Below are 17830 nucleotides of genomic sequence, written 5' to 3'. Positions count from 1 at the left end.
CGGCTTCGCGGCGTACGCGGGCGTGGCCTGGTACTCGGCGTCGCACTCGTCGGAGTCGTCGTTCGCCGCGACGCGCGACGAGGCCCTGCGCTCCGGCCAGGTCGGCATCACGAACTTCCTGACGCTCGACTACCGGAAGGTCGACGAGGACCTGCAGCGCTGGCTCAGCTCGTCGACCGGCGACCTGCGCGCCGAGATCGACAAGGACAAGGACTCGCGCAAGAAGCAGCTGGTCGACGCCAAGTCCGTGACGACGTCGAAGGTCCTCGACGCCGCGATCACCGAGCTGGACGACCGCGCGGGCAGCGCCTCGATGATCGCCGTCGTCGAGAGCACCGTGACCCCCGACGGCGGCCAGAAGGTCACCAAGATCAACCGGTACCTGACGATGCTCACCCGCACCGAGGACGGCTGGAAGCTGAGCCAGCTGGGCCCGCTGCGGGCCGGCGTCTGATCCGGCATGAGTTGATTGGACGAGTGCACGTGCCCCCATCCCGCCGCCGCCCCATCCCCACGCCGCCCGCAGGAGGCCGCCCGAAGGTGGCCGGTCTGAACCGGCGCCCCGCCGCTTCCCCGGCCGAGCCCGCCGAGGCCGTCGAGCCGGCTGAGGCCGTCGAGCCGGCTGAGGCCGTGCCCGCCGCTGCGGGCGCGGTCGAGGAGGCGGAGCTCAAGGCGCCGGCGCCGGTCGAGTGGGAGCCGCCGGCGGTGAAGAAGCCGTCGGGCGGGAAGGCGGCGGTCAGGGCCGCTGCTGACGAGCCTGCCGCCGCCGAGGCCGTGGACGAACCCGCCGCGGCGGAGAAGGCCGACGAGCCGCCGGCCGTGAGGACCGGCTGGCTGCTCCCGGTGTCCCTGCTCGTGGTGGCGGTGCTGCTGGGTGGCCTGGGCACGTTCTTCCTGCTGAAGTCGCGTGCGGTGGCCTACGACGCGGCCCTGGTCGACTCGGCCACCACCTCGGCCGTGAACGGCCAGGTCCGCGAGGCCGTCGAGAAGTCGTTCTCGTACAACTTCGCCGACGTCGAGGCCACCGAGAAGGCCGCGAAGGAACTGCTCACCGGCAAGGCCCTGTGCCAGTACAACGCCGTCTTCGGCCCGGTGAAGGAAGTCGCGCCGCAGCAAAAGCTCGTCGTGACCGTCCGCGTGGTCTCCTCGGCCGTGTCGTCCCTCAAGGACGGCCGCGCCGCCGTCCTCGTCTTCGCCGACCAGGTCACCACCCGCACGACCGACAACCAGACCGGTGGCGGCACCGCCATGCTCCGCGTGAGCGCCGTGGACGACGACGGCCGCTGGAAGATCGACAACATGGAGATGTTCGGCGCGACGGCCGAGCAGAACCGCCAGCTCCAGGGCTGCTGACGGGTCCGCTCGAGAGCGGCCGGCCGGGAGCCGGTGGACGGGCCGGCTGCGGGGCGTGTCGACCGCGGGCCTGCCTCCTGCGCCCCTCCTGCCCACGAGCCGGCCGCGCAGGGCCGCGCCCGCGCCTCATCGGGACCGCCGCGCCTCATCGGGACCACCACGCCCCACCCTGGGGGTGGCGCCGACCGTCCCGACCCACCCGCCCCAACACCACCGGCCGCGAGCCCCGGCACAGCCGCGCCCAAGATCGTTTGGCTCGGCCCGGCTCCGGGTACCTGATCTCCGCCCGCTAAGATCAACTCCCTGCGAGGTCGCCTCAGGAGCTCCAGAAGCACCGAACCGACGTCCTCCGCCAGCCCCGACACGCGTGATCTCGGTCACATGAATTCTCGTGGCGCTCTGTGAGACCGCTAGAAGCCGTCAACTTCCCACCAAACCGGCCGCACACGTGTTTGTGCAGGTCAGTTGGATGAGGGGAAGAAGACGCCGCTCCATCCAGAGGGTGGATCGGCCCGCAACATCTTGACTGCGCGCTCATGCAGGGTCACTCTGTCGGTGAGCAAGAGGAGGGTCCTTCCAGGTGCCTCTCGACAGTCGCCGTGCGTGTGGCTAGACTGCCCCTTTGCGCTGCCCATTTTCCGCTTGCCCTTCGCCGAGAGCGTGGATTAGTCGGGCATCGCCGCACCCTTGACAGCCGTGCTAGTTCGCTCTAGCCAGCTACCTGTCCCTGGAAGGACGCATCTTGGCGATCTCTCGCGCGACCAAGGCCACTGCTGCGACCAACTCCACGTCGGGGATCCCTGGAGCGCCGAAGCGAGTCTCCTTCGCGAAGATTCACGAACCGCTTTCGACGCCCAACCTGCTTGACCTGCAGATCCAGTCCTTCGAATGGCTCACCGGTGACGAGGCGTGGTTCCAGCGCCGCGTCGACGCCGGTGACGAGACCCCGACGGGCGGCCTCGAAGAGGTCCTCAACGAGATCTCGCCGATCGAGGACTTCTCCGGCTCCATGTCACTGTCCTTCTCCGATCCGCGCTTCGACGAGGTCAAGGCCTCGACCGAGGAGTGCAAGGACAAGGACATGACGTACGCGGCACCTCTGTTCGTCACGGCCGAGTTCACCAACCACACCACTGGCGAGATCAAGAGCCAGACGGTGTTCATGGGTGACTTCCCGATGATGACGAACAAGGGCACGTTCATCATCAACGGCACCGAGCGCGTGGTGGTTTCTCAGCTCGTGCGTTCGCCCGGTGTGTACTACGACACCGCGGTCGACAAGACGACCGACAAGGACGTCTTCAGCGTCAAGATCATCCCGTCCCGGGGTGCTTGGCTGGAGTTCGACGTCGACAAGCGCGACACCGTCGGTGTCCGCATCGACCGGAAGCGTCGCCAGCCGGTGACGGTGCTGTTGAAGGCTCTGGGCTGGAGCACGGAGCAGATCCGCGAGCGGTTCGCGTTCAGCGAGACGTTGCTGACCACGCTCGAGAAGGACCACACCGCGGGTACCGACGAGGCGTTGCTCGACATCTACCGCAAGCTGCGTCCGGGCGAGCCGCCCACGAAGGAGTCCGCGCAGGCCCTGCTGGAGAACCTGTTCTTCAAGGACAAGCGCTACGACCTGGCGAAGGTTGGCCGCTACAAGGTCAACAAGAAGCTGGGCCTGGACACCGACATCAACACCGGTGTGCTGACCGAGGACGACATCGTCACGACGATCGAGTACCTCGTCCGCCTGCACGCCGGTGAGACGATGATGGACGGCGCCAACGGCACCGAGGTCCCCGTCGAGGTCGACGACATCGACCACTTCGGCAACCGCCGTCTGCGCACGGTCGGCGAGCTGATCCAGAACCAGATCCGCGTCGGCCTGTCCCGCATGGAGCGCGTCGTCCGCGAGCGCATGACCACGCAGGACGTCGAGGCCATCACGCCGCAGACCCTGATCAACATCCGTCCCGTCGTGGCGGCGATCAAGGAGTTCTTCGGCACCTCGCAGCTGTCGCAGTTCATGGACCAGACCAACCCGCTCGCGGGTCTGACCCACAAGCGCCGCCTGTCGGCGCTGGGTCCCGGTGGTCTGTCCCGTGAGCGGGCCGGCATGGAGGTCCGCGACGTCCACCCGTCGCACTACGGCCGCATGTGCCCGATCGAGACGCCGGAAGGCCCGAACATCGGCCTGATCGGTTCGCTCTCGTCCTACGCGCGGGTCAACCCGTTCGGCTTCATCGAGACGCCGTACCGCAAGGTCGTCGACGGCCGGGTCACCGACCAGATCGACTACCTGACCGCGGACGAGGAAGACCGCTTCGTCAAGGCGCAGGCGAACTCGCCGACCGACGACGAGGGCAACTTCACCGACGACCGCGTCCTGGTCCGCAAGAAGGGCGGCGAGGTCGAGTTCATCGACCCGACCGACGTCGACTACATGGACGTCTCGCCGCGCCAGATGGTGTCGGCCGCGACGGCCATGATCCCGTTCCTCGAGCACGACGACGCGAACCGCGCCCTGATGGGTGCGAACATGCAGCGCCAGGCCGTGCCGCTGCTCCGCTCCGAGTCGCCGCTCGTCGGCACCGGCATGGAGCTGCGCGCCGCCGTCGACGCCGGTGACGTCGTCGTCGCGAAGAAGACGGGTGTCGTCGAGGAGGTCTCCGCCGACTACATCACCGTCATGGCCGACGACGGTGCGCGCAACACCTACGCGCTGCACAAGTTCCGCCGCTCGAACCAGGGCACCTGCATCAACCAGAAGCCCATCGTGAACGAGGGCGACCGGGTGCAGGAGGGCCAGGTCCTGGCCGACGGGCCGTGCACCGAGAACGGTGAGATGGCGCTCGGCAAGAACCTGCTCGTGGCGATCATGCCGTGGGAAGGCCACAACTACGAGGACGCGATCATCCTGTCGCAGCGCCTCGTGCAGGACGACGTTCTCACCTCGATCCACATCGAGGAGCACGAGATCGACGCCCGCGACACGAAGCTCGGCGCCGAGGAGATCACCCGGGACATCCCGAACGTCTCCGAGGAGGTCCTGGCCGACCTCGACGAGCGCGGCATCATCCGCATCGGTGCCGAGGTGCAGCCGGGCGACATCCTCGTCGGCAAGGTCACGCCCAAGGGCGAGACCGAGCTGACGCCGGAGGAGCGCCTGCTCCGCGCGATCTTCGGTGAGAAGGCGCGCGAGGTGCGCGACACCTCGCTGAAGGTGCCGCACGGCGAGTACGGCAAGGTCATCGGCATCCGCGTCTTCTCGCGTGAGGACGACGACGAGCTGCCTCCGGGCGTCAACGAGCTCGTCCGCGTCTACGTGGCCCAGAAGCGCAAGATCCAGGACGGTGACAAGCTCGCCGGCCGCCACGGCAACAAGGGCGTCATCGGCAAGATCCTCCCCGCGGAGGACATGCCGTTCCTCGAGGACGGCACGCCGGTCGACATCATCCTGAACACCCACGGTGTGCCGCGTCGTATGAACATCGGCCAGGTGCTGGAGACCCACCTCGGGTGGATCGCCAAGCAGGGCTGGAGCGTCAACGGCGACCCGGACTGGGCGAAGAACCTGCCGGAAGAGCTGTACGACGTCGAGCCCGGCACCAAGACCGCGACCCCCGTCTTCGACGGCGCCAAGGAAGAGGAGATCACGGGCCTGCTCGGCTCGACGATCCCGAACCGCGACGGCGAGCGGATGGTCAAGGAGAACGGCAAGGCGCAGCTCTTCGACGGCCGCTCCGGCGAGCCGTACCCGTTCCCCGTGTCGGTCGGCTACATGTACATCCTGAAGCTGCTGCACCTGGTGGACGACAAGATCCACGCGCGTTCGACCGGCCCGTACTCGATGATCACGCAGCAGCCGCTGGGTGGTAAGGCGCAGTTCGGTGGTCAGCGCTTCGGTGAGATGGAGTGCTGGGCGATGCAGGCGTACGGCGCCGCATACACCCTGCAGGAGCTGCTCACCATCAAGTCCGACGACGTGCTCGGCCGCGTGAAGGTCTACGAGGCCATCGTCAAGGGCGAGAACATCCCGGAACCCGGTATCCCGGAGTCCTTCAAGGTGCTGCTCAAGGAGCTGCAGTCGCTCTGCCTCAACGTCGAGGTCCTGTCTTCGGACGGTGCCGCGATCGAGATGCGCGACGGCGACGACGAGGACCTGGAGCGCGCGGCCGCGAACCTCGGCATCAACCTGTCGAGGTCCGAGTCGCCCTCCGTGGACGACGTCGTCAACTAGTCACCTCGCCGGCTGGGGAGCGCAATGCCTCCCGCGTAGCGCTCCCCAGCCTTCCCGACCAGCTCCTTTTGCCACCGATCTAAAAAGGGGAAGAGAGTAGACGTGCTCGACGTCAACTTCTTCGATGAGCTCCGCATCGGTCTCGCGACCGCGGACGACATCCGCCAGTGGTCTTTTGGCGAGGTCAAGAAGCCCGAGACCATCAACTACCGCACGCTCAAGCCCGAGAAGGACGGCTTGTTCTGCGAGAAGATCTTCGGTCCCACCCGGGACTGGGAGTGCTACTGCGGCAAGTACAAGCGCGTGCGCTTCAAGGGCATCATCTGCGAGCGCTGCGGCGTCGAGGTGACCCGCGCGAAGGTGCGTCGTGAGCGCATGGGCCACATCGAGCTCGCCGCTCCGGTCACGCACATCTGGTACTTCAAGGGCGTCCCCAGCCGGTTGGGCTACCTGCTCGACCTGGCCCCCAAGGACCTCGAGAAGATCATCTACTTCGCCGCCTACGTCATCGTGGGCGTGAACGCCGAGCTGCGCCACAACGACCTGCCGACGCTCGAGAGCGAGATGCAGGTCGAGCGCAAGCGCGTCGAGAACCGCCGCGACGCCGACGTGGAGGCCCGCGCCCAGAAGCTCGAGGCCGACCTGGCCGAGCTCGAGGCCGAGGGTGCCAAGTCCGACGTGCGCCGCAAGGTCAAGGAGGGCGGCGAGCGTGAGATGCGCCAGCTCCGCGACCGCGCCCAGCGCGAGCTGGACCGCCTCGACGAGATCTGGTCCACCTTCACCAAGCTCGAGCGCGCCCAGCTGATCGCGGACGAGCTGCTCTACCGCGAGCTGTACGACCGCTACGGCGACTACTTCACCGGTGCCATGGGCGCCGAGGCCATCCAGAAGCTGCTGGGTGACTACGACGTGGACGCCGAGGCCGAGGTCCTGCGCGAGACGATCCGCAGCGGCAAGGGCCAGAAGAAGCTGCGTGCGCTCAAGCGCCTCAAGGTCGTTGCCGCCTTCCAGGCGACCCGCAACAACCCGCAGGGCATGGTGCTGGACTGCGTCCCGGTCATCCCGCCGGACCTGCGCCCGATGGTGCAGCTCGACGGTGGCCGCTTCGCGACGTCCGACCTGAACGACCTGTACCGCCGCGTCATCAACCGCAACAACCGCCTCAAGCGACTGATCGACCTCGGCGCGCCCGAGATCATCGTCAACAACGAGAAGCGGATGCTGCAGGAGGCCGTCGACGCGCTGTTCGACAACGGCCGCCGCGGCCGTCCGGTCACCGGACCGGGCAACCGCCCGCTGAAGTCGCTGTCCGACCTGCTGAAGGGCAAGCAGGGCCGGTTCCGCCAGAACCTGCTCGGCAAGCGCGTCGACTACTCCGGCCGTTCGGTCATCGTGGTCGGCCCGCAGCTCAAGCTGCACCAGTGCGGTCTGCCCAAGCAGATGGCCCTGGAGCTGTTCAAGCCGTTCGTGATGAAGCGGCTCGTGGACCTCAACCACGCGCAGAACATCAAGTCCGCCAAGCGGATGGTCGAGCGCGCGCGCCCGGCCGTGTGGGACGTGCTGGAAGAGGTCATCACCGAGCACCCGGTGCTGCTCAACCGCGCACCCACGCTGCACCGCCTCGGCATCCAGGCCTTCGAGCCGCAGCTGGTCGAGGGCAAGGCCATCCAGCTGCACCCGCTGGTCTGTGAAGCGTTCAACGCCGACTTCGACGGTGACCAGATGGCGGTCCACCTGCCGCTGAGCGCCGAGGCGCAGGCCGAGGCCCGCGTCCTGATGCTGTCGTCGAACAACATCCTGTCCCCGGCGTCCGGCAAGCCGCTGGCCATGCCGCGTCTGGACATGGTGACGGGCCTGTACCACCTGACCCGTCACAAGCCCGGCGACATCGGCGAGGGCCACTTCTACTCGTCGCCCGCCGAGGCCCTGATGGCGTTCGACCGCAAGGTCCTGGGCCTGCAGGCGATGGTGAAGATCCGCGTCTCCGACAAGAACCCGCCCAAGGGGCAGGAGCCGGAGGGCTGGGAGCCCGGTCAGCCGTGGCTCGCGGAGACCACGCTGGGTCGCGTGCTGTTCAACGAGATCCTGCCGCAGGACTACGCCTTCATCAACGAGGTCATGCCCAAGAAGCGGCAGGCCATCATCATCAACGACCTGGCCGAGCGGTACCCGATGGTCACCGTCGCCCGGACGCTGGACAAGCTGAAGGACGCCGGCTTCCACTGGGCCACCCGCTCCGGTGTCACGGTCGCGATCTCGGACGTCCTCGTGCCCGCGGCGAAGCAGGACATCCTCGAGGAGCACGAGCGCCTCGCGGACGCCGTCGAGAAGCGCTACCAGCGCGGTCAGCTCTCCCACGAGGAGCGCAACTCCGAGCTGGTCAAGGTGTGGACCAAGGCCACCGAGCAGGTCCACGAGATCATGGAAGACAACTTCCCCGAGGACAACTCGATCCGCGTCATCGTGCAGTCCGGCGCCGCCGGCAACATGACGCAGGTCCGTTCGCTCGCGGGTATGCGTGGTCTCGTGACCAACCCGAAGGGTGAGTACATCCCGCGTCCGATCAAGAACTCGTTCCGCGAGGGCTTGTCGGTGCTGGAGTACTTCATCGCGACGCACGGTGCCCGCAAGGGTCTCGCCGACACCGCGCTGCGCACCGCCGACTCGGGTTACCTGACCCGTCGTCTGGTGGACGTCTCGCAGGACGTCATCATCCGCGAGGTCGACTGCGGCACCACGCGTGGCGTGAACATGACCGTCGGCGAGCAGCTGGGCGACAAGGTCGGCCTGCACGAGTTCGCGCAGACGTCGGTCTACGCCCGCACGGTCGCGGACGACATCCACGACGCCCAGGGCAACCTGGTGCTGAACCGCGGTGACGACCTCGGCGACCCGGCTCTGCAGTCGCTGGTCGAGGCCGGCATCCTGCGGGTCAAGGTCCGCTCGGTCCTGACCTGCGAGTCCGCGGTCGGTGTGTGCGCGTCCTGCTACGGCCGCTCGATGGCCACCGGCCAGCTGGTCGACGTCGGCGAGGCCGTCGGCATCGTCGCCGCCCAGTCGATCGGTGAGCCGGGTACGCAGCTGACGATGCGCACCTTCCACCAGGGTGGTGTGGCCGGTGACGACATCACGACCGGTCTGCCGCGTGTCCAGGAGCTCTTCGAGGCCCGCGTCCCGAAGGGCAAGGCGCCGATCGCCGACGTCGACGGCCGCGTCCGCATCGAGGACGGCGACCGCTTCTGGAAGATCACGCTGATCCCGGACGACGGCTCCGAGGAGATCGTGTTCGAGAAGCTGTCCAAGCGTCAGCGTCTCGCCAACACGGCCACCGGCCCGCTGCAGGACGGCGACCACGTGGCCGTCGGCCAGCAGCTGCTGGAAGGTACTCCGGACCCGCACGAGGTCCTGCGCGTCATGGGCCCGCGCGAGGCCCAGCTGCACCTGGTGCAGGAAGTGCAGAAGGTGTACCGCGCCCAGGGTGTGGCGATCCACGACAAGCACATCGAGGTCATCGTCCGGCAGATGCTCCGCCGGGTCACGATCATCGACTCGGGTGCGACGGAGTTCCTCCCGGGCTCGCTGGTCGAGCGCGCGGACTTCGAGTCGGGCAACCGCGCCGTCGTCGCCGAGGGTGGCGAGCCGGCAGCCGGCCGTCCGGTGCTGATGGGTATCACGAAGGCTTCGCTGGCGACCGACTCGTGGCTCTCCGCCGCGTCGTTCCAGGAGACCACGCGTGTGCTGACCGACGCCGCCATCAACGGGCGTTCGGACAAGCTCATCGGTCTGAAGGAGAACGTCATCATCGGTAAGTTGATCCCGGCCGGTACGGGCATCAACCGCTACCGCAACATCCAGGTCCAGCCGACCGAGGAAGCGCGTGCCGCCGCGTACGCGATCCCCTCGTACGACGACGGGTACTACACCCCGGACGTCTTCGGCACGGGCACGGGTGCCGCGGTGCCGCTGGACGACTACGACTTCGGTCGCGACTACCGCTAGTCGGTGGTCTTGGAACGGCCCCCGGAGCCTCGCGCTCCGGGGGCCGTTCCCGTTCTCGGGAGTGGGTGGGCCTGCGCGGCAGGACCAGGCCGTGCCGGGCTACCTGGACTGCTGGGCCGGCACGGGAGCAGGTGGGAGCGGAGGACGCGCCGCGGGCTTCTTCTTGCGCCGCCCGTACGTCAGGAACCGCAGCAGCACCTCCAGTGGCCCGCGGATGCCGGCGAGGTGCATGCCGAGCGACAGCACGACGGTCGCGAGCCAGGTGAGCAGACCGACGAGCGAGGCTTCCGCGACGCCGATCCGGTAGCCGAGGCCGCCGATCGTGAACACCAGCGTCCACGACACGGACTGCAGGATGTAGTTGGTCAACGAGCGCTCACCGGTCGCGGCGATCGCCACCATCAGCAGGTTCGGCTTCTTCACACGGGCCGAAATCCAGCCCATCAGCGCTGCGTAGCCGAGGCCGCCGGGCAGGACGCTGACAGTGTGCAGGACGACGAGCGGCATCGGCACGCCCGGCAGCACCTGCGCGACGGTCAGGGCGAGCGGCAGGCTGCCGACGATCATGAAGCTGATGCCGCCGATCGCCACGTTCCGCAGGAACCGCACGTGCCGTTCCGGCTCCATGAGCATCTTGTGCCGTGCGGCCCACATGCCCAGCACCACCGGGACCAGCACCGCCGCGGGCCACGCCACCGAGTGCAACGCCCAGGTGGCGATCCCTTCGGGGAACACCCCGTCGACCTTGATGACGCGGAACGCCGACAGCACGACGTAGGCCAGGTACACGACCATCCACCCGCCGGCGAGCGCGAGCAGCGACTGGTCGCGCCACACCATCGTGCCGACCAGGATCAGCCCGAGCAGGCCGTAGGTGCCGAGGATGTCCGCCTCGAACAGGAAGTGCGCGTGCAGGCCGCCGAGCACGATCATCCAGAAGCAGCGCTTGACGACGGTCCAGCGCGCCGCGGGCCACGTGGGCTGCCGGCCTGCCAGCTGAACCAGCCCGTAGCCGAACAACGCCGCGAACAGCGGCAACGGCTGTCCGTCGACGAAGACCATCTGCACGCCGGCGATCGCGAGGTCGAGCGAGTCGCCGTCCGTCGGGTAGTTGCGGTGGGTGGTCGGATGCCCGCGGATGAACTGGTGCGCGTGTGAGAGCGCGATCAGCATCAACATCAAGCCGCGCGCCAGGTCAGGCGCCAGCGACCGCTTGCCCACCGTGTTCATCCGAGTCCCCAGGGTCAACAGCACCAGCAAGGTGCTGACCTGGGAATATACGTGACGGAAGCTTCACGTTTCAGCGGTTTGCGAGGCCGTCCAGGCGAAGTGTGGCGGAGTCGTCGCGGTGGCTGCCGGTGGTGCCGACGTGCTTCGCGCTGATCTCCGGCCCGTTCTTCAGGACGTGGAACAACGCCATTCCGTGACCGCGGCCCAGGTCGTAGTCCGTCTTCAGCCACTCCAGGAACACGCCCGCCTTGGTCGTGGCGTCGTAGCCCCGCTCGGCGGCCGCGGCCAGCAGTTCGGCGGGGGTCTTGCCGGTCTTCTTCTCGGCGCCGTCGAGGTAGGCCTGGAACGACATCGTGGTCTCCGTTCGTCTGGTGGAACCGAGACTAGGACAACCATCCTTGTCTTGACAATAAAATTTGTCGGTGACATCCGGCAAGGGAGTGCGCGGAAGGTCGTCGGACTAGCGGCGGCGGGCGCGGGCGAGTGCGCGGGCCCGAATGACGAGGTCGTCCACCAGATGCTCGTCGACCAACGGCGGCACGCCGCTCTCGTCGGTGCAGCAGCGGGGCTTGGTGCGCTTCTCCGACAGCCGGGGTCGCACGCCGGCCATCTCGTACAGGGCCTCGTAGAGGTCGACCCCCGGGTCGTCGTCGTGCGGGCCCACCAGGAGCACCCACACGACGTCGGGGGAGGGGAAGGCGACGACCACGCGGTCGGCGCCGCGCAGGTGTTTCACGCACAGGCGCGGCAGGGGCTCCGGGCCCGTGACGCGGTAGCCGAGGGCGGCGCAGCCGGAGTGGGCCAGCTCGTCGAGGAAGCGTTCGTAGGCCAGGCGGGCACGGCCGCGCAGGCCGTTGGCCTGGGCGTGGGCGGTGTGGGTCTCTACTACCTGGATCAAGCTGTGCGGACCACGCGTCCCTTGCCGTTGCGCATCTCGTCGAGGGAGGTGGCGAGGTCGGACCTGTCGAGCAGGGACCGGTCGCTGAGACGGCGGTGCACCTCGTCGATGAGGCCGCGGGTCTTGCCGGCGCGGCGGAGGTCCGAGACGAGGTGCAGGACCTCGTGCAGGCGCACGGTGTCGAGCAGCATGCGCGGTTCTCGGCTGTGGATGGCCAGCACGCCTTCGCGGGCCCAGGCCTTCACGGTCTTCTCGGTGAGGTCGAGGAGCTCGCCCGCCACCACGGGACGTACCGGTGGGGCCTGGCGGAGGGTCTTGGCCACCACGCCGTCGAGGCGGCGGCGGCGTTCGTCGTCTTCGGAGAGGGACGAGGCTACGGCCTCGATCTCCTCGATCGTGTCGAAGAGGTCGCGGATCTGGGCGGCCTCGGTCGCGACGGACATGGCTGCACCTCCCTTTGACTACCGATTATCCACCTGTTTTTCGGTAGTCGTCAACGGCCCCGGACCAGGGATCCGGGGCCGTCGCGCAGATCAGGAGGAGAAGAACAGGCCGCCGAGGCCGCGGTGCTTGCGGTGGCCGTAGCCGTAGCCCGCGTGGCCGCCGTGGTGGTGGTGGACCTGCTGCGGTGCGGCACCCCAGGCGGGCTGGGCCGGCGCCGGGTAGGCGGCGGGCGGCGGGGCGACGGGCGGCGGAGCCTGCATCTGGGCCTCGAGGCGCGTGATCGACTCGAGCTCGCCGTAGTCGAGGAAGACCCCGCGGCAGCCGTCGCACTGCTCGATGTGGACGCCCATGCGGTCGAACGTGCGCATGTTCGCATGACACTTGGGACACTGCATCGTGGTGAGCCTCCTGCGGTGGGACCGGACAAAAACGATATTAGCCGCGGTCACTGCTCTCGTACGTCGCGACGATCCGACGACAGGCCTCGACCAGCGGTTCCACTGCCTGCAACCCGGACATGAGCGCCCGCGCCGCCATCTGCACAACGTACGCCTGAGCCGGGATGTTGAGCGCTTCCCACTCGGATGTCGGCAGCGCCACACCTCCCGCTTCACGGTAGGCGTTCAGGAACCGCGCCCACAGGTCGGCGGGCAGGACCCCGGCCGCGAACAACGCCGCGGGCCGGGCCAGGTCCCAGACCGGATCCCCGACCCCCAGGTCGTCCACGTCGATGAGCCGCCAGGCACCCCGGTGCACGAGCTGCCCCAGGTGCCAGTCGCCGTGGATGAGGGCCTTCGCCGACATGCCGAGAGGCGGCAGCACCTCGAACGCCCTCAGCACCACATCGGCGTGCGGCAACTCCGGCGGCAACGCCTTGATGGCGCGCACGATCCGTTCCGGCGCACCGGCCACGGGACCCTGCGCGGGCAACACGTGCAACTTCGCCAGCAGTGCCGCGCTTTCCTCCCACGGCGCGGCATCGGGATCCGCCTGGCTCACCGGCGTCCCGTACGGCCACACCGTCACGGGCCGGTCGTCCACGAACTGCAACGGCATCAGCGGCGGCAGCATCAGCTCCGGGTGCGCCGCCGCGATGTCCAGCCGCTGCCGCAGCGCCTCGATGTCGGTGTCCGCGGGCAGCGCCTTGGCCACCACGTCGCCGACGCGCACCACCACGACGTCGCCGCGGTCGCCGCCGAGCACCTCCGGGTCGGCGGGGGAGCCGGTCAGCGAGGCCATCGCCGCGATCAGGTCGTCCACGCGCACAAGTAGATCAGGCCCTGCCGAGGCAGATCGTCCTCACCGGCTGCAGGTACGTCTTCGAGTCGTCGCCCGCGCACAGCGCCCGGTCGTACTTCCCGTCCACGACCTTCGTGACCTTGCGGGTCCCCGCGCCGCATTTCACTCGTTCGAAGTACTGGTTGACCGCTTTCAGGCAGTCACCCTCCTTCACGTTGAGCACGTAGCAGAGCCGCGTCCTGCCGTTCTTCTTCGACCTGCCCGACGACTCCGTCAGGTAGTCGCCGGTGGGACACGTCGTGCGCCGCTCACGGGAGGAGACGCGGTACACGGCCTCCTGCGACGAACAGTCGACCTCGGCCATGTTCACGCTCGTGTCGTTCAGGTCGACCTGCTTCGCGCACTCGCCGACGCCGGCCTGCTCGGAGCAGCCGGCACATCCGGTCGCGGCCAGCACCAGGGCGGCGACCAGCGCCGCGGACTTCACGCCTTCTCCAGGCAGACCGTCAGCGCGGGGTCCGGGTAGACGCGGGCCTCGCGGTCGCCGCACAACGCCCGGTCGTGGGCGCGGGCCACCTTGGACACCCTCTGCGCACCGCTGGTGCCGCACGCGACGCGCTCGTGGAAGGCGTCACCCCGCTTGAAGCAGTCGCCCTCCGCCGCGTTGAGGACGAAGCAGAAGTACTTCCTGCCGCCGCTCTTGCCCGCCGCCCGCTCGGAGCGCGCGAGGTAGTCGCCCTCAGGGCACCCGCGCTTCCGATCGAGGCGCACGAGCCGGTAGGCCGCCTCCCGCGCTGTGCAGTTGGTCTCATCCATGTCGAACCCGCCCTCCGACTCGGCGACCGGCTCGGCGCAGTCACCGACCTCCGGTTCCGACAGCACCTCGGGGATGAAGATGATCGCCGGAACGACCAGCACCAGACCGAAGAACGTCACCACACAACGCATGTACCACTTCTCGAAGCCGCTCGCCTGCGACAAGGTCGTTCCCCCCGTAGCGTGTTGATCAAGCGCGACATGTCTACTGCAGGCGGTGCCGCGGTACCCCCGTTTTGACCCAGGTAGACGTGGGCGGGTATCTTTGCTACTCGTGCCCGATCCATGTCGGGCCGCTCCGCGTGCCCGTGAGGCCGCGGTGTCCTCCACTCGCAGGGGCAGTTGAACTGGTGCCTGCGGACCTGGGGAGAGGGCGACACGCCCGACCTCGGGTGCAGAGAGGGAACAAGAAACACGAGGGTGAACCGCAAGGGAATCCCGCACAAGACGGAAGAAGCAGCCGGCGAATGCCAACGATCCAGCAGCTGGTCCGCAAGGGCCGCCAGGACAAGGTGGCGAAGCAGAAGACGGCGGCCCTCAAGGGCTCGCCGCAGCGGCGCGGTGTGTGCACCCGCGTTTACACCACCACCCCCAAGAAGCCGAACTCCGCACTGCGCAAGGTCGCTCGCGTGAAGCTGACCAGCGGTATCGAGGTCACGGCGTACATCCCCGGTGAGGGTCACAACCTCCAGGAGCACTCGATGGTGCTCGTGCGCGGCGGTCGTGTGAAGGACCTGCCGGGTGTTCGTTACAAGATCATCCGTGGCTCTCTCGACACCCAGGGTGTGAAGAACCGCAAGCAGGCTCGCAGCCGTTACGGCGCGAAGAAGGAGAAGAGCTGAGATGCCCCGCAAGGGACCGGCCCCCAAGCGGCCGCTGATCTCCGACCCGGTCTACAGCTCGCCGCTGGTGACCCAGCTGATCAACAAGGTGCTGGTCGACGGCAAGCGCTCGGTGGCCGAGAAGATCGTCTACGAAGCGCTCGAGGGTGCTCGCGAGAAGACCGGCACCGACCCGGTCGTCACGCTGAAGCGCGCGCTCGACAACGTCAAGCCGGCCCTCGAGGTCAAGAGCCGCCGCGTCGGTGGCGCGACCTACCAGGTCCCGGTCGAGGTCAAGCCCGGCCGCTCCACCACGCTGGCGCTTCGTTGGCTGATCACCTTCTCCCGGCAGCGCCGTGAGAAGACGATGGTCGAGCGTCTGATGAACGAGCTGCTCGATGCGAGCAACGGTCTCGGTGCGAGCGTCAAGCGCCGTGAGGACACTCACAAGATGGCCGAGTCCAACAAGGCCTTCGCCCACTACCGCTGGTGATGTGACGCCCGGCCTCCAAGCAGGCCGGGCGCTCCCGGCCCTAGTGAGCTGACAAGCTCAAGACAGGGGAAAGACCCGTGGCACAGGACGTGCTCACTGATCTTGCCAAGGTCCGCAACATCGGGATCATGGCGCACATCGACGCGGGCAAGACCACGACGACTGAGCGGATCCTCTTCTACACGGGGATCAGCTACAAGATCGGCGAGGTTCACGACGGCGCGGCCGTGATGGACTGGATGGAGCAGGAGCAGGAGCGCGGCATCACGATCACGTCGGCCGCGACGACCTGCTACTGGAAGAACCACCAGATCAACCTGATCGACACGCCCGGCCACGTCGACTTCACCGTCGAGGTCGAGCGCAACCTGCGCGTCCTCGACGGTGCCGTTGCCGTCTTCGACGGCAAGGAGGGCGTCGAGCCGCAGTCCGAGCAGGTCTGGCGGCAGGCGACCAAGTACGACGTCCCGCGCATCTGCTTCGTCAACAAGATGGACAAGCTCGGCGCGGACTTCTACTTCACCATCCGCACCATCTCCGAGCGCCTGGGCGCGAAGCCCCTCCCGATCCAGATCCCGATCGGTGCCGAGAGCGACTTCATCGGCGTCGTCGACCTGGTCGAGATGCGCGCGCTCACGTGGCGTGGCGAGGTCCAGAAGGGCGAGGACTACGCGGTCGAGGAGATCCCGGCCGACCTCGTCGACAAGGCGAACGAGTTCCGCGAGGGGCTCCTGGAGGCTGTCGCTGAGACCAGCGACGAGCTGATGGAGAAGTTCCTCGAGGAGGGCGACCTCACCGTCGACGAGATCAAGGCGGGTCTCCGCAAGATCGTCGCCGAGGGCACCGCCTACCCGGTGCTGTGCGGTTCCGCGTTCAAGAACAAGGGCGTCCAGCCCATGCTCGACGCGGTGATCGACTTCCTGCCGTCGCCGCTGGACCTCCCGCCGGTCGAGGGCACGCTGCAGGACGGCGAGACCGTCGTGTCGCGCAAGGCCTCCTCCGAGGAGCCCTTCTCGGCGCTGGCGTTCAAGATCGCCGTGCACCCGTTCTTCGGCAAGCTGACCTACATCCGGGTCTACTCGGGCAAGGTCGCCTCCGGCACCCAGGTCGTCAACGCGACCAAGGACCGCAAGGAGCGCATCGGGAAGATCTTCCAGATGCACGCCAACAAGGAGAACCCGGTCACCGAGGCCATCGCGGGTCACATCTACGCCGTGATCGGTCTCAAGGACACCACGACCGGTGAGACCCTCGCCGACCCGCAGCACCCCATCGTGCTCGAGTCGATGACCTTCCCCGAGCCCGTCATCCAGGTGGCCATCGAGCCCAAGACGAAGGCGGACCAGGAGAAGCTCGGCACCGCGATCCAGAAGCTCGCCGAGGAGGACCCGACGTTCCGGGTCAACCTCGACGAGGAGACGGGCCAGACCATCATCGCCGGCATGGGCGAGCTCCACCTGGACATCCTGGTGGACCGCATGCGCCGCGAGTTCAAGGTCGAGGCCAACATCGGCAAGCCTCAGGTGGCGTACCGGGAGACCATCCGCAAGGCGGTGGAGAAGTACTCCTACACCCACAAGAAGCAGACCGGTGGTTCCGGCCAGTTCGCGAAGGTGCTCGTCACCGTCGAGCCGCTGCCGAAGTCCGACGACGGCGCTCTCTACGAGTTCGTCAACGCGGTCACCGGTGGTCGCATCCCGCGTGAGTACATCCCGTCGGTCGACGCGGGTGCACAGGACGCGATGCAGTACGGCGTGCTGGCGGGCTACCCGCTGGTCGGCGTGAAGGTGACGCTGCTCGACGGCGCCTACCACGAGGTCGACTCCTCGGAAATGGCGTTCAAGATCGCCGGCTCCATGGCGCTGAAGGAAGCTGCTCGTCAGGCTTCCCCCGCGATCCTCGAGCCGATCATGGCCGTCGAGGTCACGACGCCCGAGGACTACATGGGTGAAGTGATCGGCGACCTGAACTCCCGCCGTGGCCAGATCCAGGCCATGGAGGAGCGCAGCGGTACCCGTGTCGTCAAGGCGCTGGTCCCGCTGTCGGAAATGTTCGGGTACGTGGGTGACCTGCGGTCCAAGACCCAGGGTCGTGCCAACTACTCGATGGTGTTCGACTCCTACGCAGAGGTTCCCGCGAACGTCTCGAAGGAGATCATCGCGAAGGCGACTGGGGAATAACCCCACACCGGAGCACCGCAGTTCCACCGCGGGCTCTCCGGGGTTGATTCCCTGGGGTCCGCTACTTTTTGACCCTGACGTGTAAGTCCGGCCGGCCGCCACCTAGCCGGCCGGACCAGCAAAAGAAGT

Annotated in this window: 15 protein-coding genes; 7 read left to right on the top strand and 8 right to left on the bottom strand. The window is 67.8% G+C overall.

All coding sequences use genetic code 11. The features are described 5' to 3' along the window. From L6E10_RS02020 to L6E10_RS02005, 4 genes are all read left to right on the top strand, one after another. Positions 1 to 454: hypothetical protein (locus L6E10_RS02020; RefSeq protein WP_236216153.1), on the top strand; the 454-nt coding region annotated here is incomplete at its 5' end. A gap of 86 nt (positions 455 to 540) precedes the next feature. Continuing rightward, positions 541 to 1353, top strand: a complete 813-nt coding sequence (locus L6E10_RS02015; protein WP_236216151.1) for a hypothetical protein — start codon at positions 541 to 543, stop codon at positions 1351 to 1353. 742 nt (positions 1354 to 2095) lie between these two features. Then, positions 2096 to 5581, top strand: coding sequence for a DNA-directed RNA polymerase subunit beta (locus tag L6E10_RS02010; protein WP_236216150.1), 3486 nt, complete (start codon positions 2096 to 2098; stop codon positions 5579 to 5581). Positions 5582 to 5683: 102 nt separating this feature from the next. Further along, the gene (locus tag L6E10_RS02005) at positions 5684 to 9580 is read left to right on the top strand and encodes a DNA-directed RNA polymerase subunit beta' (RefSeq protein ID WP_236216148.1); all 3897 of its coding nucleotides are present in this window, start codon (positions 5684 to 5686) and stop codon (positions 9578 to 9580) included. 99 nt (positions 9581 to 9679) lie between these two features. Here the strand turns inward: L6E10_RS02005 and L6E10_RS02000 are convergent, their stop codons facing one another. The 8 genes from L6E10_RS02000 to L6E10_RS01965 all read right to left on the bottom strand — a co-directional run bounded on the left by L6E10_RS02000 (position 9680) and on the right by L6E10_RS01965 (position 14339). Further along, positions 9680 to 10834 (bottom strand): DUF418 domain-containing protein, encoded by a 1155-nt coding sequence (locus L6E10_RS02000; RefSeq protein ID WP_236216179.1) that lies wholly within the window; start codon positions 10832 to 10834, stop codon positions 9680 to 9682. Between the two features lie 46 nt (positions 10835 to 10880). Further along, on the bottom strand, positions 10881 to 11162 hold the full coding sequence (locus L6E10_RS01995) for a DUF4287 domain-containing protein (protein WP_236216147.1): 282 nt from the start codon (positions 11160 to 11162) through the stop codon (positions 10881 to 10883). Between the two features lie 108 nt (positions 11163 to 11270). Continuing rightward, positions 11271 to 11708 (bottom strand): hypothetical protein, encoded by a 438-nt coding sequence (locus L6E10_RS01990; RefSeq protein WP_236216145.1) that lies wholly within the window; start codon positions 11706 to 11708, stop codon positions 11271 to 11273. Continuing rightward, a complete protein-coding gene (locus L6E10_RS01985) occupies positions 11705 to 12151 on the bottom strand; it encodes a hypothetical protein (protein WP_236216143.1) in 447 nt (148 codons plus the stop codon). The genes L6E10_RS01990 and L6E10_RS01985 overlap by 4 nt, the downstream gene beginning before the upstream one ends. 90 nt (positions 12152 to 12241) lie before the next feature. Continuing rightward, on the bottom strand, positions 12242 to 12547 hold the full coding sequence (locus L6E10_RS01980; RefSeq protein ID WP_090094696.1) for a zf-TFIIB domain-containing protein: 306 nt from the start codon (positions 12545 to 12547) through the stop codon (positions 12242 to 12244). A 40-nt stretch (positions 12548 to 12587) separates the two neighbouring features. Continuing rightward, positions 12588 to 13412, bottom strand: coding sequence for a phosphotransferase family protein (locus L6E10_RS01975; RefSeq protein WP_236216141.1), 825 nt, complete (start codon positions 13410 to 13412; stop codon positions 12588 to 12590). A gap of 13 nt (positions 13413 to 13425) precedes the next feature. Continuing rightward, the gene (locus L6E10_RS01970; RefSeq protein ID WP_236216140.1) at positions 13426 to 13878 is read right to left on the bottom strand and encodes a hypothetical protein; all 453 of its coding nucleotides are present in this window, start codon (positions 13876 to 13878) and stop codon (positions 13426 to 13428) included. Further along, complete coding sequence (locus L6E10_RS01965) at positions 13875 to 14339, bottom strand: hypothetical protein (protein WP_236216139.1); 465 nt, start codon at positions 14337 to 14339, stop codon at positions 13875 to 13877. Before L6E10_RS01965 ends, L6E10_RS01970 begins: the two co-directional genes overlap by 4 nt. A gap of 335 nt (positions 14340 to 14674) precedes the next feature. Between L6E10_RS01965 and rpsL the strand changes: the two genes are divergently transcribed. From rpsL to fusA, 3 genes are all read left to right on the top strand, one after another. Beyond that, complete coding sequence (rpsL, locus tag L6E10_RS01960; RefSeq protein WP_030473471.1) at positions 14675 to 15049, top strand: 30S ribosomal protein S12; 375 nt, start codon at positions 14675 to 14677, stop codon at positions 15047 to 15049. Position 15050: 1 nt separating this feature from the next. Further along, the gene (gene rpsG / locus L6E10_RS01955; RefSeq protein WP_065915967.1) at positions 15051 to 15521 is read left to right on the top strand and encodes a 30S ribosomal protein S7; all 471 of its coding nucleotides are present in this window, start codon (positions 15051 to 15053) and stop codon (positions 15519 to 15521) included. A gap of 77 nt (positions 15522 to 15598) precedes the next feature. Next, the gene (gene fusA / locus L6E10_RS01950; RefSeq protein WP_236216137.1) at positions 15599 to 17701 is read left to right on the top strand and encodes an elongation factor G; all 2103 of its coding nucleotides are present in this window, start codon (positions 15599 to 15601) and stop codon (positions 17699 to 17701) included. Positions 17702 to 17830: the final 129 nt, after the last annotated feature.

This window comes from Lentzea sp. CC55 (assembly GCF_021056325.1).
Lineage (GTDB): Bacteria > Actinomycetota > Actinomycetes > Mycobacteriales > Pseudonocardiaceae > Lentzea > Lentzea jiangxiensis.
Note: the sequence above shows the minus strand (reverse complement) of the source record. Positions and strands in the feature narration are given on the sequence as shown.

What these genes read in the sequence shown, in the direction of transcription:
- L6E10_RS01965 (WP_236216139.1), bottom strand. Translation starts at nt 14,339, where the DNA reads ATGCGTTGTGTGGTGACGTTCTTCGGTCTGGTGCTGGTCGTTCCGGCG.
- L6E10_RS01985 (WP_236216143.1), bottom strand. Translation starts at nt 12,151, where the DNA reads ATGTCCGTCGCGACCGAGGCCGCCCAGATCCGCGACCTCTTCGACACG.
- L6E10_RS01995 (WP_236216147.1), bottom strand. Translation starts at nt 11,162, where the DNA reads ATGTCGTTCCAGGCCTACCTCGACGGCGCCGAGAAGAAGACCGGCAAG.
- L6E10_RS01980 (WP_090094696.1), bottom strand. Translation starts at nt 12,547, where the DNA reads ATGCAGTGTCCCAAGTGTCATGCGAACATGCGCACGTTCGACCGCATG.
- rpsL (WP_030473471.1), top strand. Translation starts at nt 14,675, where the DNA reads ATGCCAACGATCCAGCAGCTGGTCCGCAAGGGCCGCCAGGACAAGGTG.
- rpsG (WP_065915967.1), top strand. Translation starts at nt 15,051, where the DNA reads ATGCCCCGCAAGGGACCGGCCCCCAAGCGGCCGCTGATCTCCGACCCG.